Here is a 17677-nt window from a genome sequence, read left to right as displayed (position 1 = left end):
TATTTTTGTAAACGTTTCCACAAAAATCAGTATAGATCGCCAAATTTATATGACCACGATCAATAAATCATGCGAGGCACCTAACAAATTTCTGATGAAAGCGTATGTTTTAAAGGCAAAGAGATGCAGTCCAACGAAGCAAGGAGAGAGCATGGCTGATATCAGCTTAAAACAGGTCATCAAACGATATGGTGATGTTCAAACGATCCATGGTGTTGATCTAGAAATAAGTAACGGCGAATTCGTAGTATTCGTTGGACCGTCTGGTTGCGGTAAATCAACTCTCTTACGCTTAGTTGCTGGCTTGGAAGAGATTACTGAAGGTGAGATCCATATTGGCGATGATCTGGTTAACGATGTCGATCCTGCCGAGCGTGGCGTGGCGATGGTATTCCAGTCCTACGCCCTTTATCCGCATATGACGGTTGAAGAAAACATGGGCTTTGGCCTGAAAATGAACGGGGTAGCTAAAGAAGTCGTCGAGAAACAAGTCACGAGTGCAGCGAAAACGCTTCAACTCGACCCTTTATTGAAGCGTAAACCGAAAGAACTTTCAGGTGGACAACGTCAGCGTGTTGCTATCGGTCGAGCAATTGTTCGCAACCCAAAAGTGTTCTTATTCGACGAGCCTTTATCAAACTTAGATGCTGAACTTCGTGTCGATATGCGCTTACAAATCGCCAAATTGCACCAAGATCTGCAAAATACCATGATTTATGTCACGCACGATCAGGTCGAAGCAATGACGCTCGCTGACAAGATCGTAGTACTGAGAGACGGTCGAGTAGAACAAGTCGGTTCACCTCTCGAACTGTATCATTCTCCACAAAATGAGTTCGTGGCTGGCTTTATTGGCTCTCCGAAAATGAACTTCTTACCGTGTATCGTGAACAGCACCTCAGAAACTCATGCCCAACTGACCGTCAATGGACTTAATAAAATGACTCTACCATTGCCAAGTGATGGCCTTGCCGAAGGACAAAAATTGACTCTTGGTATTCGACCAGAACATTTGGAGATCAATGGCGAGTCAGATATCACGATTGAGTTCCAGAGCGAAGTGGTAGAACGATTGGGCAATAGTACCTATATGTTTGGCCAATCATGTGGCGTTGATAGCTTTAAGGTCCACCTACCCGGAGATCAAGAGGTCGCACGTTATCAGTCTCTCAATTTAAATTTCGCATCAAAAGATTGCCATCTGTTTGATGCTGAAGGTCAGCGTATTAACTAGGCTTTAAAAACGGTAGAGCTAGCTCGATGTCGCTAGCTTTACCACTTCATTTCAAACTCATTGCTTGTGCCACTTTTAAGTAGTTAAACGCTTCCACTTTCTTCCTCTTTACCTTATGAAACATCTCTCAAAAGTTTCATAACTCACACCTAAATGTTGGCCTATGAAGGCTTATTCGAACTTTATTTACCCTTAATAGCTATCCGGACATTAATTTGATAGTCGTTTACTCAATAATGGCTAAACTATAGTGTCGCTTACCCCTTTCTGAGAAAACCCAAATGCCTAATGCTGATTCCACCCTAAATAAACGCATGGGAATCGTTGCGCTCACCTGGCCAATTTTTATCGAAGTTCTTCTAAGAACCGCACTCAACACCAGTGATGTATTCATGTTATCGGGGTACTCAGACAAAGCCGTGTCTGCCGTTGGTGTTATCTCTCAGATATCCTTTTTTCTGATCATCGTCTCAACTATGGTCAGCAGTGGTACAGGCATCCTAATCGCACAGTACAACGGTGCTTCTCGCACTCAAGAGAGCGCTCACGTGGGCGTGGCGAGCATTATCTTGGCCATTATTACCGGTGTGTTACTCAGTATGATTGCGATTCTTGGTGCTGAATATTTTATTCCGCTCTACCAACTGGAAGCTCAAGTCGAACAGTACGCTCAAGAGTATCTGTTTATCAGTGGTGCTCTCACCTTTAATGTCACGATAGGTGTCGTTCTCACCACGATTCTGCGCAGCCATGGCTATTCAAAATCACCGATGGTCATCAACATGATTGCAGGTGTGATCAACATCTTCGGCAACTACTGTGCACTTTACCAACCTTTCGGGTTGCCAGTTTACGGCGTACAAGGGGTTGCAACGGCGACAGTCATTAGCCAAGTGATCGGGTTATTGATCTTAATCGGTGTCGTAAGAAACAAAGGCATTGACCTACCGATGAAACAGTTCAAATCTGTGCCTAAAGCTATCTATCAAAAAATCATGAAGATCGGCTCTATGAATGCTGGAGAAGTACTCTCTTACAACATGGCGCAAATCAGTATTACCTTCTTTGTGGTGCAGATGGGCACTTCTTCATTGGCGGCGTTTACCTACGCACAAAACATCGCTCGCCTCTCTTTTGCCTTTGCCTTAGCCATCGGCCAAGGTAGCCAAATCCAAACGGGTTATTACATAGGTAAAGGTTGGATAGATGAGATAGCCAACCGTGTACAACGCTATTTTGTGGTTGGTTTCATCGCCTCTATCAGCATTACCTGCGTGGTCTATATTTTCCGATTCGAGATTTTGGATCTCTTCACTCAAGATCCAGAGATCATCGCACTGACTGCCGCACTCATCGCAGGCTCGATACTTTTAGAAGGTGGTCGCGTGTTTAATCTGATTTTCATTTCTTGCTTAAAAGCCGCAGGCGATATTAAGTTCCCGATCAAAATGGGCATTCTTAGCATGTGGGGCATTGGCGTTGCGATGAGCTATTTACTTGGTGTGCATTGGGGTTATGGCGTATTTGGTGCTTGGATGGCAATCGCGATGGACGAATGGTTCCGCGGATTGATCATGGTTCGTCGCTGGCGAGCGAAGAAATGGACTCGATTCTCTTTGTAAATTTGTAAGTAGTTAGTAGTTAGTAGTTAGTAGTTAGTAGTTAGTAGTTAGTAGTTAGTAGTTAGTAGTTAGTAGTTAGTAGCCAGACAATAACCAATCATAAAAATAATATGTTAGGCATCTCACTCATTACAATTGAGATGCCTTTAAAGTTATTGGCCTACTATGATCCTTTTACTTATCAAGCTCATTTTAAAAGAACGAATAGCAGGCTCAGTGGAGGTTATGCGGCAGCTTCAAGCGCTTTCTTACGCTTTGCTAATCGGCCAAAAATACCGACTAACATTACAATGCCGCACACACCGTACACCTGCATGATGGTTGGATCATCCGAGACAAAACCAACATCAGAGAACATCACGTAAGCACCTAATACCATGTAGAGAATAATAGCCGAAGCTTCGAAACGGAACTTCCAAGGTGTGACATCGATATTTTCATTCACAGGCATCACGTAATCATCTTCACGTGGCATAAAGTAGCCAATGATGAACATCAGCGCCGTACATACAACAAACAGAATCGCCAATTGGTGTAAGAAGTGAATAGGTGTTTTGAACACTAACTGCATCGCAGCGTATGAACTTACAAATACCACCAATGCCACTTTAGCCGCTAGAGCTGGCACACGTTTAGAGATGTAACCCACAAACACGATAGTGAAGATTGGCACACTGAAGAAGCCAGCTACCATTTGTAGGTATTGGAACAAACCTTCTGGTGCGTACATGATGAATGGTGCGATACATACCGAGATAATCGCGATCACAACGCCAAAGATACGTCCTTTACCCACCAGCTCTTCATCTGTTTTACCTTGGCCAAACAAAGGTTTGTAGACATTCAATGCAAATAGAGTGGTCGAACTGTTAAGCACACCATTAAATGTACTTAGGATGGCACCAAACATAACCGCGACAAAGAAGCCAACCAACGGCTTAGGCAAAACTTCGTTTACCAAGCGCGTGTACATAGTGTCTGGATTACCGGCATCTGCACCAAACATGTGGAATGCGATGATGCCTGGAATGATTAGGAACAGCGGAGAGATAACCTTAATCGCACCAGCAAGAATCACCCCTTTCTGACCTTCTTTTAAGTTCTTAGCACCCAATGCACGCTGGATGATTGATTGATCCGTACCCCAGTAGTAAAGGTTCACAAGTAGAAGACCTGTAAACAAGGTTGAGAACGGCAGTGGATCAGTCTCTGTACCAACCGATTGCAGTTTCTCTGGCGCTGCATAAAGCAGAATATCCAAGCCAGCACCAAAGCTGCCCTCGCCCAACACCATCAAACCAAACACGGGGATCATCATGCCGCCAACAATCAGGCCTACGCCATTAATCGTATCCGCAATCACAACCGCTTTTAGGCCGCCATAAATCGCGTAAAAGAAGCCAAGTAGACCAATCGTCGCCGAAATAAGTGCTATCGAACTAAACTCTGAAATATTTAGCAGAGCTTGAACATCAAAGATCTCCCCCAAAACAACGGCACCGGCATAAAGTGTGGTTGGCAAGATATTGATGACGTACTGGCACAAGAAAAGTAACGTCACAAACTTCTTCACCGACATGTCGTAACGGCTCTCTAAGAAGTCTGGAATCGTCGTTATCCCTTGCTTCAGGTAACGCGGTACCAGCATCAGAGCGATGATTACTAAAGTTACACCAGACGCCACTTCCCAACCCATGACACTCATGTTGTGGGTATAAGCTTGTGCACTCATACCAACAAAGCTAGTCGCGCTTAAGTTGGTTAAAATTAGGGAGCTGGCAATCAAACCACCGGTTAAGCTTCTTCCGCCGAGAAAGAAACCGTCTTGTGAGGTGTTCTTGTCATTTTTAACTTTGTTGTAGGTAAACGCGACAACAAAACCAGTAAATAACAAGAATGACAGCAGAACTGTAATAGACATTTTGTTTTCCTTAAGTTTAGTTATTGCGGCAGCAATTCCTCGCTGCCGATTATATTTTTATATTTAGAATTTTATTTGTAGGGGTACTCAGAGTTAGCGCTTCATATCTTTTTCAGATGAACAATCAAGGCTGACTCTGGGTCTAGAATCGGTAAGGTCAATCCAATTTCCTTGAGGTTATCGCCACTCAGGGTCAACGTTTTGTCGAGCCATTGGGGGCGCTGTTTCATCAACTGGAAACTGGTTTGTGGCATGTCCACTAACTTCACTTGATACATCGCGTTGTCTTCCACGCAGCTAATACGAAGTGGCGAAGGCAGAGCATATTCAGGCATCGCTAATTGGCACACGGTGATCAGCATTTCATCGTCATTTTCAACGCCATAAATATTCTGATTTTTGTCCGAAGGATCCATTCGGAAACTACGACCAGAATGCAAAACATGACGAAATTGCTTATGCAGTGAGATGTAATGTGAGAATGCTTGTTTCTCTTCCGGTGACTCTTTAACAGGGTCAAGCTCAACACCCATGTGCCCCATGAGTGCGGTTACACCACGCATATTGATGCTGTGACGACGGTTGGTTGAGTGGCATTCTGCTGGGCCAATGTGCGCCCCCATCACTTCTGGTGGGAAGAAGTAACTCATGCCTTTCTGAATGGCTTGGCGCTCTAAGGCATCATTACAATCCGATGCCCAGAAACGATGGGTTCGTTTTAGAATTTCAAAATCGATACGGCCGCCGCCCGAAGAACAAGATTCAATCTCGACTTCTGGGTGCGCTCGATTCAACTCATCAACAAGGCGATATAGCGCTTTAGTTTGACCATGCACAGCAGCTTTACCTTGATGCCCAGGTTGAACCAACTCTCGGTTCATGTCCCACTTAAGGTAAGTGATGTTGTATCGAGTCAAAAGCGCATTGAGGCGTTCATACAAATAGTTAAAACACGCTTCATTTTGTAGGTCTAACACGTACTGCCAACGGCCAGATGGTTGATGATACCCTTGTAAACCAAGCACCCAATCAGGGTGGTTACGGTATAGGTTTGAGTCTTGGCTGACCATCTCAGGTTCAACCCACAACCCGAACTCCATACCCTGTTGATTAACATGTTCAATCACAGGTTCTAAGCCATTTGGGTATTTCACTTCATCCAAATACCAGTCGCCCAGTGCCGTGCGTTCACCATCACGCCCCACAAACCAACCATCATCAATAATGAAACGTTCAACACCCATTACGCCCGCTTCCGTTGCCATCTTCATGATGTAGTCAGGCTTGTGATCAAAATAGATCCCTTCCCATGTATTCAAGTGAACGGGACGAGGTTTATCGGTTGGAAATTGAATAATGTTGTCGCGAACAAATTGCTGAAAACGCTGAGCAATACCGTTCAAGCCAGAATTGCTGTAACAGCCATAGAGCCAAGGTGTCTGATAAGTAGCCTCTGGTTCTAGAATCGATTCACCCGCTAGCAATAACTCTCCCGCTTGAACAAAGCGGCGGCCATCACTACGAACATCCGCGCGCATTTGGTGGTTACCGCTCCAGCCCAAATGAAATCCCCACACCAAGCCATGTTGCTCTGAGAACCCTTGAGTCCCTGTAAACATCCCCGGAAAATTCTCGTGAGATGTGCGACCGCGACGGTTCTCTTGCATGAAACCGCCGTGTTCAAAACGCTGACGTTGCGTTTGAAATTCATGACACCAACGGCCATGGAACGTCATAAGCTCGTTAGCATGATTCGGTAACGGCAGCGTTGAAGACAGCTTATTCAGGTAGTATTTATTGCTGCCTTTATTGGTGACGGTTACACGCTTTTGGACGACGTCAGATTCGAAATCCAGTTTGATCTCAACCTTAAGCTCCAGTAGAGCAACCTTGTCTTCAAGGAAAAAACACGCCTCTTGATCTTGAGCATCGTAACGAACGGTCTTAAAGACAGGAGCCCAATCACGCCCTTCTCTGTGACCTTCAATGCCTGGAGCGTTAAAGTGTCCACTGCCTAACTCAGGGCAAAGAGAAAGTGGCACATCCACATCAAGTCGAGCTTGAGAAATCGGTCTTTCTGTCGAAAGCAGAAGATCTTCATCAATACTTGCGATCTTTGCCCCCCAATGCAAAACCTCTGGAACACGCCCTGATTTAATGATCAAACTATGGTTTTTACTCTTTAAGTGAATAAATTCGTTCATTACTAATCTCTATTGTTTTCGTAAACATAATATAGAAATAATAGTGAACCCATCACGCCAGATTAGTATCCAAAATCCACAAAATCGTGATGTAAATTGGCTTTAATATTCGAAAAATTTGCACAAGATCGACTGTTTCCGGAAACATTTTTAATGTTTTAAAAGACATTTATTTGAGAGTGAGCAGAGTTTAGTTTGGTAAATTTCGGTAGGCTTATTTCACTCTAAAATATTCGATGAGCAGAGCGATGAGTATCACCTTCAAAGACGTAGCAAAACTGGCAGGGGTATCTACCCAGACAGTATCTCGAGTAACCAATGGCTCACAAGACGTCGCGGAATCCACCCGCAACAAGGTTAACGCCGCCATAAAGCAACTGGGTTATGTACCCAATAAAGGTGCTCAAATGCTCAGTCGAGCCAAGTCCACCAGCGTTGGTTTAGTCACGCTCGATATGGCACTGCATGGCGCAGCAATGATCGCCAATGGCGTGCGAATGCAGGCTCATGATATGGGTTATGGCGTCGCTTTCTCTGTTGTTTCCGAGCCTAATCTCGCGAACACCCGTGAGGCTATTCGTGAACTGATGGCTCAACAGGTCGACAGCATTATTCTGAATGTGCCTTTAGAGAGTGCCGATGCAGAATGGTTAGTGGAACAATATCAGCACCTCAACCTAATCTTCATTGATGTCCCCTCTAACAGCCAAGTGAACTATGTTTGCGGTGATCATGCGGAAGGAGCAAAACTGGCGGCTCAACATCTACTTGAGAGCGGACGAACGGACTTCCTGTTAATCACTGGTCCGAACGAATCCAGCGCCTCAAAGATTCGCCATCAAAGTTGGTTAGCCGCGTTATCAGATGCAGAGAGTAAGGTGCAGTATCAATATCAAGGAAACTGGCAAGCAGAAAGTGGTTATCTTGGCGTTCGAGAAGCTGTCGCTAAACAAGCCGTATTTGATGCCGTGTTAGTGGCGAGTGATCAGATGGCATTAGGGGTTTTACGCGCGCTGCAAGAACTGCAGATACCTGTCCCTGATAAAGTTGCTGTCGTCGGCTTTGATGGCATCGAGGACAGTGCATTTTTTAATCCACCACTGACCACCATCAAACAGGACTTCACCACGATTGGCCGACAAGCAGTGGTACTTGCAGAGAAGCTCAACGCCAACTCACAAGATGCTTTACTGCAGCACCATATCGAAACGGCATTACTCCCAAGAGAAAGCAGCCAACCGAAGGTGACGGCTCACTATGAAAAACAAGAGATCGAGCAACTGCTAAAAAGGATTCAGACCCTTTTGCCAGAATCGACATAAAAGAAAAAGCGCTAGGGGGAGCTAGCGCTTCAAGACCAACTAAGTCCGTTTAGCCTGGTAGTTTTTTAAGCTATATCATGAGGATATAACCAATTTTTTTACTTAGGTAAATCAAAAAGCCTATTCTTTACGACTGCTTTGAGTCGTAAATTAAGTATAGTCTGGTTGTGAAAAATGGAAGGATTTATTTCGTTTATTTTTACCCCTGACACAAGGTTGAAAAGTAGAAAACCAGCTCAAATGAACTAACCTTTAAGCATGATAGGAAATCGTGATGAAGGGTTATATGGATTCAGAGGCGACCACCGACAAACCCGCACCTCAAAAAGAACAATCAAACTTGTTATCGTCTTTACTTCATGAATTCAGAAGAAACAAACTGATTCTGTATTATGTTGCATTTACGACACCGTTAACGTTAGTTGTTAATTATTTCGTGCCTCATGAAGTTCGATACAACATATATACCTACTTAGAGATCTTAGCCACTGTCTGTTACGTCACCTTTATTTTATGGGCGACATACTACTACTGCCATTTGTTGTTCAATCGAGAAAAAAGACCCACCAAACAGTTCATCAAGAAAATCAAAACTCTGTTGTTTCCAGTATCAAAGCCGATCTACTTTATTTTATTGATGCTCGTCTTAAACATCTCATTCTCTAGCTATACCTTCTTAAAATCAGTCATTCCTTATCTCAATCCATATTTTCTAGATCTCGATTTTTACCATTTAGATAAATGGTTGCACTTTGGCATTTCACCTTGGGAAATCACCCACTTTTTTTTACCGAATTCAATAGCTTCACTCGCCATCAACATCTTGTACAACTTGTGGTTTTTTATCATGTGGGGAATGCTGCTTTATTTTGTCATTTACCGTAAAGATGACCAACTTCGCAACCAGTTTTTACTCACATTCTTAAGTTCGTGGTTTATCATTGGGAACATAATGGCGACCCTTCTGTCATCAGCCGGCCCTGTTTTTATTAGTCACTTCAATGACCAAGATTTGTATCTTCCTTTGATGCAAAGATTAAACATGCAGAGCGCAGAACTCACTGAACGTGGCTTTATGTCTTTGTGGGCACTCAGTACTCAAGATGCGCTTTGGGCAAGCTACGTTGGAGGTATTGGAGATATTGGGACTGGCATCTCAGCCATGCCTAGCATGCATGTAACCATATCTGTTCTGATTGCGATGACATCATTCAAATTGAATAAGAAACTCGGTTACATAGCGTGGATTTACGCCTTTTTTATTCAGGTTGGTTCGGTGCATTTGGCATGGCATTACGCTGTTGACGGTTATGTCGGCGCACTAATGGTCGTTTTTCTTTGGCACTTGATAGGTTACATGCTTAGAAGATAGGCTAGATACTCAAAAGAAACCCACAATCAATCACTCAACAGCAATGACAATCTCAACCGCATGGGAGATCACTTTTCTCAAGTGAGTATTCTTGTCGTCTAATTGCTTTCCCTTACGATAAACAAGCTGTATATCAAAATCAGGGACGTCTATTGGCGGAGTGACAGCTATCAGTGAACTGTCTACATTAGGGGCGTTTCTAGCGACTAACTTCGGCACAATACACAATAGCTTTCTGCCACTGATCAATCGCTTTACCGTTAAGAAGTTGCTCGATGCGATTGCCACTTTTCTGGTGTAGCCTAACTCAGCCAATTTAGTATCAACTGCGGTTTTTAGGGCGCCATTAGGCGATACTAAGGCGTGCTCCACAGAGACAAACGATTGTAATGACATAGGCAACTCAACATCCAAAACGGATTCATCAAGCAAGCAGACATGTTGCTCAGTATAGAGAAGTTCTGTGCCATACAATTTAGGCACTTCACCAAAACTGCCTATCGCAATATCTAGCTTAGCCTCTTCAAATACCTGCTGATAATTGGTTCGATTAACGTTGAAAAACGCGACTTGAGAGCTTGGCGAAACTTGCTTAATAAAGTCAAAGATCATTGGGCCAAACATCTGTTCAGCGTAATCGGTCAGCCCTATTTTCCAGCTGCCTCTATAACTATCAACTTCAAACCTTTTGGACAACAGAACTTCAGATTGAATAGTATTAAGCAACGCATCGACGGTGCTTGATAATTCAATGGCTCGGTCGGTCGCTTCCATCTTGCTACCGACCCGCTCAAACAAAGGGTCATCAAACAGCTTTCTCAGTCTTTGTAAGCTATGACTCATCGCAGATTGGCTGACATAACAACGCTCAGCAGCCTTACTCACGCTATTCGTCTTATACAAAGCCTGCAGTGCAATCAATAAGTTAAGGTCAATTCCTTTCCAGTTAAAATCAGCCACAAATCAATCCCATTTCATTCATAATTATAATTAAAACAATTAATTTGAATCATAGTTCAACTCCACCTAAATTACGCTAAACATTTATCTGGAATCGATCATGCTTTCAATTTTTAAAACCTTTTTCTGGCTTGGCTGGATTAGCTTCGGTGGACCAGCGGCACACATTGGCTACTTCCGTAAAACCTTTGTTGAGAAACTGAATTGGTTATCCGACGAAGAGTACGGGCAAATTGTCGCCCTCAGTCAATTTCTGCCGGGTCCAGGCTCAAGTCAGGTTGGCTTCGCGGTTGGTTACAAAAAAGGTGGCTTAACCGGTGCGATTGCCGCATTTGTAGGCTTCACCTCCCCTTCTGTCATCCTAATGTTGATATTGGCCTTAGTGAGCAATCAGTTGTTGGAAGCACCGCTTTTCATTTCAATCATCCACGGACTTAAGCTACTCGCGGTCGTGGTTGTGGCTGACGCCACTTTCGGCATGTACAAAAACTTTTGCCAATCAAAGATAGCAACAGCACTGTGTGTGATAACCGCGATTGTTCTGCTTTTAATTCCTGGGATCTGGCCTCAGGTATTAGTTCTATTGTTTGCTGCTATGGTTGGCAGTAAGTTCTTAACCTCACACGAATTGAAAACAGTACCTTCGACGCACAAGATATCGTTAACACCACTCGTGATTTTCGTTGCTTTACTGGTTGGTCTGCCTCTATTCAGTGCTTACTCTCAAGGCATTGAAGTATTTGGCTTGTTCTACCAAGCAGGCAGCTTGGTATTCGGTGGCGGTCACGTGGTTCTTCCGTTGTTACAGAATGGCATTGGTGACCAACTGTCTCAAGATGCCTTCCTAACAGGCTATGCCGCAGCGCAAGCCGTACCGGGCCCGATGTTTACGTTAGCCACTTACCTAGGTTATGTATTAATGCCATCAGCACCGATCACAGGGGCACTGCTCGCAACGATTGCGGTGTTCTTACCGGGCTTCTTGCTGCTACTGGGTGTATTGAAGAACTGGCAGGCAATTGCGAGTAAACCTTTGGTGGCTGGTGCTCTTACCGGTGTGAATGCAGCAGTTGTTGGTCTATTACTTGCGGCTCTATATCAACCGATCTTCACAAGTGCAGTGAGTAGCGGCATAGACTTCGCTCTGATCATTGTTGGCGTGTGGTTATTGAAAGCAATGAAGATGCCGATTGTAGGGTTAGTTGGTACCTTTATCGCAGCTGGTGCGATGCTTAACTATTTATAATTAAGTACTTAGATACCCAACTTTAGATACAAAACTGAGTTACAAATATTAGCCCCTGATAAGGACACTCATCAGGGGCTAATTCATTTTCGTTGTTTACCATAAGAAGAATAACTCTTCATAGAACAACACTATATTGGTGTGCTTGCCTTCATTTCTCTCACCTCGGCTAACGCTCGATTTAGGTTTTCATTGGCGATTTTGTAATACGAAGGTTTTTTGTCGATGGCTTGTTGCAGGTAAGGAATCGCTTCATCAGGTCGACCTTGAATAATTAGAAAGTAACCAACATTATTCAGAGCTTCCGGCGCATCCATATGACGCATAAACACATTTATTGCTTTTTTTACATCACCTGATGCCAAATAAATGAGAGCAAGGTTGTTCTGAGCCTTCTCATTATTAGGTTCGATCTCTAAAGCCGAACGAGTGTATTGATACGCTTCTTTGTAGTTGCCGTACATATAATGGGAATAACCCATATTCAGTAGAGCTTTCACTGAAGTTTTATCGATAGTGAGCGACTTTTTAAAATACTCTTGGGCTATCTGATGTTTGCCTTCTACATCTTCCAAGACTCCGATTCCCATGTAAGCCAAAGCAGGAGACATACTGTCAACCTTCAAGCCTGCCACTTCACTTTGACTTAACGCTTGGTAGTTTTTAATCGTTTCGCTGCTTTTTAAACGAACTTGGTCGGCATTGATCGCTTTAAAGAAGTAGCTTCGACCTTCATCTGTACGGCGTTGTTTGGTATATAAAACACCTAACTGCTCTAATACTTCAGTATGCGCAGGGTTAAAATCTAATGCCGCCAAATACGCTTTTTCAGCGAGTGCGTAATTGCCTCTCGAGGAGTGAATTCGACCTATCGTAAATAGCGTTTTATCGTGAAACTCTTGCTCAGGAAAAGACAGAGATCGGATGTACTCATAGAGAGCTAAATCGATGTTGTTGTCTCTAAGTGCGACATCACCACGCATGATTGCTTCTTTTTCGCTGACGGGTGGATCGTCACTGGTTAAGGTGTCAATTGGCTTACCCGAATACAATTCTGCATCAAACTGATTAGTTGGCTCATCAGAAGAGGCGCACCCGAGAATCAATAGCGGTAGTAAAAGTAAAACCATTCTGTTCATTCGCATCATAAACTCGCTCCTGGAGATGTCAGTGCATCCATTACAATCATCATTCCGGGCCCAAGAGCAACGATAAAGAAGCAAGGCCAAATGAACAACAACATGGGAAATAGCATTTTGGTAGGGATTTTTGCTGCAATTTCTTCCGCAGCTTGTTGGCGTTTGTCTCGAAAATCTTCGGTATAGTCACGTAAGGTTTGAGCTAAACTCCCCCCCATTCTTGAAGCATGCGAGAGCAAAGAAACAAGCCCTTCCAACTCACGAAGCCCAGTTCGTTCAACGAGTTGACTCAAAGCATCTGGCATCGTGACACCCGCTTGAATTTTAGCAAACACAGTATCTAGCTCATCGGCAAGTTCGGGTTGTGAAATGTATAACTCGTTAGCGACACGCCCTAGTGCGGCATTAAAACCAAGACCTGATTCTGTACATACCACCAAAAGGTCTAAAGCATCAGGGACACCGTTTCTGATTTTTCTCTGTCTTTCTTTTTGCATTTTACTCAATACAAAATTGGGGAAGAATGTCCCGACAAAAATACATGTCACAATCAGCAAGTTGTTGTAACTATCACCTATGTCTAAATAAAACACTGTGAATGCACAAACAAACCCTATTAATGTTGAAAGTACTTTAAAGGCGTAAAATACTGAAAGTGCGCTCTTTTCATGATATCCAGCATGCATTAATTTTTCTGAATACGTTTCGTTATCTTTTTTGTTCCCTCGCCCAATAAATGGCGTCAGCGACTCCAAAGTGTTGGTAAAGTCATAAGGTTTGCGACTACCAGTATGATTCCCTCCGGAAATCTGTTTTAACTTTTTATCCAACGGGGAGCGAGTACCGACAAAAAGAAACCCTAAAGTAAGAGTAAGTAGCATAGTGGTCAGCAAAATCATCCCGTAAAGCAGGGTCTGGCTAGTGATACCGAACTCAGAGAGTGTTTGTTTCCATACTTCTAAATCAAAGAATTCCATAATCTATATCTCGATATTTATTATTTTTCTTATCCACAATGCCCCAATCGCCAACAAAATCACGCCCACACTGACCATAGATATTCCTCTAGGATCGCTGTACAAAGGCTCTATGTATTCAGGGTTTACGAATTTAAGACCGAAAAATAGGGCAAACGGAGAAAGCGTCAGTATCCAAGCAGAAAGTCGACTCTCAGCTGAAAGGGTTTTGATTTTTCTTTCTAGCTTAAAGCGCGCTCTTAATACCTCAGATACTTTTTGCAGATTCTCAGAGAGGTTGCCCCCCGTTTCTTTCTGCAACATGACCGCACTTGAAAAAGCCAACATAGAAACCGTCGGTACTCTTTCTGTCATTTGTAAGATGGCGAGCCGTAAATCATAACCATAGTTCAATAAGTTATAGGTGTTCTTAAACTCAACCCCAATAGGCTCTGGCATCTCTTCGCCAACCTCATTAAAAGACTGAACTAATGGCTGACCCGCTTGTAAGGCTCTTCTTATGATGTCCAAGGCGTCTGGTAACTGCTCCTCAAACCTTGCCATTCTGTAGGTCACTCTGTTTTGAACAAACAGATAAGCAACAACCCAAACAAAGACGAAAGAGGCAACACAAATGAACCAAACTTGATTGAGCACCAGAGCAACCAAAGCCAATAGGATTCCGCCCAAGAATACGATCAGCAAAAAGCGGCTTAATGTGATTTTGAGGCCTGCTAATTCCAACATGCGCTTTAAGTCGGCAAAAAAAGGAACAACAATTAATTTACGGTCAAAGGGAGAAAGTTCCTTGTTGTAATGGTCTTTTAAGAGCGACAAACTCTCTTCATCAATATTTCTTTGTGTCTCTTTTAAACGACGAGATAGCTCTTTGTGCTTAGCTTTTTTCCCGGCAGCTGGCAATAACAAAGCTTGCGAAATAAACAATACCGCAACAAACAATAGGGCCAACGATACAGTTACACTATCCATGATCGGCTCCTCAGCTATGTGACTCGGTAAAGATCTCATAAGGCAAATCAAGACCACGTTTAACTAGTTGATCATGAGACTGAGGAACAACACCGGTTGCGGTGTAATAACCTAAGATATTGCCATGCTCATCGATACCTTGACGCTGGAAGTGGAAGATCTCAGACATAGTGATGACCTCTCCTTCCATCCCGTTGATCTCTTGGATACTGACCATGCGACGCTTACCGTCTTCTTGTCTTTCCATTTGAACCACCAAATGAATAGCAGAAGCAATCTGCGATCTTAGATTTTTCGTTGAAATATTCCATCCCGCCATCGAGAACATATTCTCAACTCGGCTTAGTGCGTCACGAGGTGTATTCGCGTGAATCGTGGCAAGTGAACCATCATGGCCCGTGTTCATCGCCGCTAACATATCAACAGCTTCGCTACCACGCACCTCCCCGACAACAATACGGTCAGGTCGCATACGCAAGGTGTTTTTTACTAGCTCTCGCTGACTGATTTCACCTTTACCCTCAAGGTTTGCAGGGCGTGTTTCTAAACGAATCACGTGTGGCTGTTGCAGTTGTAACTCTGCGGAATCTTCTATGGTAATAATCCGTTTATCTCTAGGAATAAACCCAGAAAAAATATTCAGCGTCGTCGTCTTCCCTGAGCCTGTACCACCAGAAATAAGGATATTAAGCTCACCTTTTACGGCAGCTTCAATGAACTTTGCCATTTGTGGAGAGGCTGACTTGTATTCCAGCAGATTATCCATGGTTAGGCTGTCTACAGAAAAACGTCGTATAGAAACGGAAGGGCCATCTAAGGCCAAAGGGGGAATAATGGCATTCACTCGTGAACCATCAACTAATCGAGCATCTACCATTGGCGACGCTTCATCAATCCGGCGTCCAACCTGACTAACGATACGATCAATAATGTTTCTTAAGTGACGATCATCTAAAAACGTATACGGTGTTTTTTCTAATTTGCCTCGGCGTTCGACATAAACACTTTTAGGTCCGTTGACCAAAATATCGGACACCGTTTTATCGGCGAGCAATGGTTCAAGTGGGCCAAGGCCAAATACTTCATCTTCAATTTGCTTGATGACTCGCTTACGCCCCTCGGCACTTAATGCGTGGCTTTGGTCATCCGCCATTAACTGAACGATCGCTTCATGAAGGTCTACTTTGGCGCGCTCTTTATCTAAGCTAGAAAGTAGCCCTAAATCTAATGTTTCGAGTAACTGCTTATGAAAGTAGTGTTTAATCGACAATTCTTGCTCTAAGACTTTTTTCGCCTCATTCATCGACTTTTCTTGCTCTTCACTCGCCTCTAAACTCTTAGCTTCATGGGATACGTTAGCGACTTTCTGAATGAGGGGCGATACAACGCCGTCTTCCTCTAGGGAAAACTGTTCTACTTTCTTTTCAAACTCCGGATTAATATTTTTTCGTTTAAAGAACATAACGATCCCTCATATATGCTGTAACAAACGTGTTATGAAAATATTTTTTTAAGCCAACCTTTCTCTTCTTGTTCTGGCGGAGAAAGGATATGAGACAAATCAATAATCGACCGTGTAATTGAGCTCTTTTTCTTCGATTCAACCAACGGCAAACCTAAATTAGCGCTCTCAAGAGCCACCTTAAAATCATTAGGCATTAAATGGATGTCATGCTTTCCAACGGTTTGTTCTATATCTGTTAGCTTAATTGTTTGTCGCTTTTCATAACGATTCACAATGATCTCGATTGAGTCCTGCTGCAACCCGTACTCAAACTTGAGCGTTCGAATTAATCGATTACTATTTTTAACCGAAACTAAGGTTTGTTGAGCCACAAGTAACACCTTAGTCGCAGGGGAGATAGCCGATGCGAAGATATGATCCAACCCTCGAGAAAAGTCGATAATAATGTAGCGATAGAAGCGACGTAATACGGGCAGTAACTTCCCGATTTTCTGAGCATGTTCATAATCATCTGCGTTATTTTCATGCTTGAAACTTAAAACGTGTAACCCTGATGAGTGCTTATTCACCAAGCTACTCAAAGACATCTCATCCAAATCATTTGAGCTATCGATGGCATCCGAAATACTGTAGGTCGGCGTGATATTCAAATATTCAGGAATAACACCAAACTGGAGGTCAATATCGAGCAACAGCACCTCATTCGGGTGATAACTTGCTATTTCTACGGCGGTATTAAGCGCTAAGGTCGTCGCCCCCATACCCCCTTTAGTGTTGATAAATAAGAACACTTCTCCGTAGCTAGAGTTTTCGATTTTCTCTGCCGCTGTTTTCTTTAGTAAGGGGAGAAGACCAGAAATAGATATATCGTGAGACAGAAAATCCGAAGCACCGAGTCTTAGCGCTATTTTTAATGACCCATTGTCACTTTCATCACCAAACACAACCAAAGATAAATCATGCTCTTCTAACTGAAGATTGTAGCTTTGCAAATCCACCATTTTCTGAGCCCAGCCACCGCTTGCTTCAACAAAGATTAAATCTGGGGCATCAATATTCTTCACATACTCTTCAGTCATACCTAACAAAGAAAAAGACTCAATATGCACGTTTCGACAACGTTTCAATTGCTGTCTCATATGAGCGTGAAAATTCTCATTGTTATAAATCAGCCATACATTCAAGTTAGTTTTAAGGCGAATCGCATCGTCTTCATTAGGTAAAATATCAATTGCTTCGCCCATAT

General features: G+C 43.3%; 13 protein-coding genes. 5 read left to right on the top strand and 8 right to left on the bottom strand.

What is annotated here, in order from left to right; all coding sequences use genetic code 11:
- Window positions 1-151: 151 nt before the first annotated feature.
- Together ugpC and L3V36_RS10160 are read left to right on the top strand one after the other, a co-directional pair.
- The gene (gene ugpC, locus L3V36_RS10165) at window positions 152-1234 is read left to right on the top strand and encodes a sn-glycerol-3-phosphate ABC transporter ATP-binding protein UgpC (protein ID WP_017092995.1); all 1083 of its coding nucleotides are present in this window, start codon (window positions 152-154) and stop codon (window positions 1232-1234) included.
- 281 nt (window positions 1235-1515) lie between these two features.
- Complete coding sequence (locus L3V36_RS10160) at window positions 1516-2856, top strand: MATE family efflux transporter (RefSeq protein ID WP_065682819.1); 1341 nt, start codon at window positions 1516-1518, stop codon at window positions 2854-2856.
- A 223-nt stretch (window positions 2857-3079) separates the two neighbouring features.
- Here L3V36_RS10160 and L3V36_RS10155 read toward each other — a convergent pair whose 3' ends face one another.
- Window positions 3080-4777 carry a solute:sodium symporter family transporter gene (locus tag L3V36_RS10155; RefSeq protein ID WP_017095498.1) on the bottom strand — a complete coding sequence of 566 codons (1698 nt, stop codon included), beginning with the start codon at window positions 4775-4777 and terminating at the stop codon, window positions 3080-3082.
- A gap of 101 nt (window positions 4778-4878) precedes the next feature.
- Complete coding sequence (locus tag L3V36_RS10150; protein WP_208775232.1) at window positions 4879-6981, bottom strand: alpha-galactosidase; 2103 nt, start codon at window positions 6979-6981, stop codon at window positions 4879-4881.
- A 248-nt stretch (window positions 6982-7229) separates the two neighbouring features.
- Here L3V36_RS10150 and L3V36_RS10145 point away from each other — a divergent pair, with 248 nt between their 5' ends.
- Together L3V36_RS10145 and L3V36_RS10140 are read left to right on the top strand one after the other, a co-directional pair.
- Window positions 7230-8303: a LacI family DNA-binding transcriptional regulator gene (locus L3V36_RS10145; RefSeq protein WP_065606112.1), complete on the top strand. Its 1074-nt coding sequence runs from the start codon at window positions 7230-7232 to the stop codon at window positions 8301-8303.
- Window positions 8304-8577: 274 nt separating this feature from the next.
- The gene (locus tag L3V36_RS10140) at window positions 8578-9675 is read left to right on the top strand and encodes a phosphatase PAP2 family protein (RefSeq protein WP_208775225.1); all 1098 of its coding nucleotides are present in this window, start codon (window positions 8578-8580) and stop codon (window positions 9673-9675) included.
- A 30-nt stretch (window positions 9676-9705) separates the two neighbouring features.
- On the opposite strand, the gene L3V36_RS10135 is transcribed toward L3V36_RS10140, so the two are convergent.
- On the bottom strand, window positions 9706-10635 hold the full coding sequence (locus tag L3V36_RS10135; protein ID WP_017088847.1) for a LysR family transcriptional regulator: 930 nt from the start codon (window positions 10633-10635) through the stop codon (window positions 9706-9708).
- A gap of 100 nt (window positions 10636-10735) precedes the next feature.
- Between L3V36_RS10135 and chrA the strand changes: the two genes are divergently transcribed.
- Entirely contained in the window at window positions 10736-11881 is a 1146-nt protein-coding gene (gene chrA / locus L3V36_RS10130; protein WP_102450338.1) for a chromate efflux transporter, read from the top strand.
- Between the two features lie 131 nt (window positions 11882-12012).
- On the opposite strand, the gene L3V36_RS10125 is transcribed toward chrA, so the two are convergent.
- The 5 genes from L3V36_RS10125 to L3V36_RS10105 are packed head-to-tail and all read right to left on the bottom strand — an operon-like array spanning window position 12013 to window position 17675.
- Window positions 12013-13029, bottom strand: coding sequence for a tetratricopeptide repeat protein (locus tag L3V36_RS10125; RefSeq protein ID WP_102299783.1), 1017 nt, complete (start codon window positions 13027-13029; stop codon window positions 12013-12015).
- Window positions 13026-13997, bottom strand: a complete 972-nt coding sequence (locus tag L3V36_RS10120) for a type II secretion system F family protein (RefSeq protein WP_017095491.1) — start codon at window positions 13995-13997, stop codon at window positions 13026-13028. The genes L3V36_RS10125 and L3V36_RS10120 overlap by 4 nt, the downstream gene beginning before the upstream one ends.
- Before the next feature lie 3 nt (window positions 13998-14000).
- Window positions 14001-14966: a type II secretion system F family protein gene (locus L3V36_RS10115; protein ID WP_017095490.1), complete on the bottom strand. Its 966-nt coding sequence runs from the start codon at window positions 14964-14966 to the stop codon at window positions 14001-14003.
- Window positions 14967-14976: 10 nt separating this feature from the next.
- Window positions 14977-16428, bottom strand: a complete 1452-nt coding sequence (locus L3V36_RS10110; protein ID WP_017095489.1) for a CpaF family protein — start codon at window positions 16426-16428, stop codon at window positions 14977-14979.
- Between the two features lie 32 nt (window positions 16429-16460).
- Window positions 16461-17675, bottom strand: a complete 1215-nt coding sequence (locus L3V36_RS10105) for an AAA family ATPase (RefSeq protein ID WP_017095488.1) — start codon at window positions 17673-17675, stop codon at window positions 16461-16463.
- Window positions 17676-17677 lie beyond the last annotated feature (2 nt).

The organism is Vibrio sp. G-C-1, assembly GCF_021728015.1.
Taxonomy (GTDB): Bacteria; Pseudomonadota; Gammaproteobacteria; order Enterobacterales; family Vibrionaceae; genus Vibrio; species Vibrio splendidus.
This window is presented reverse-complemented; position numbering and strand designations above follow the sequence as displayed.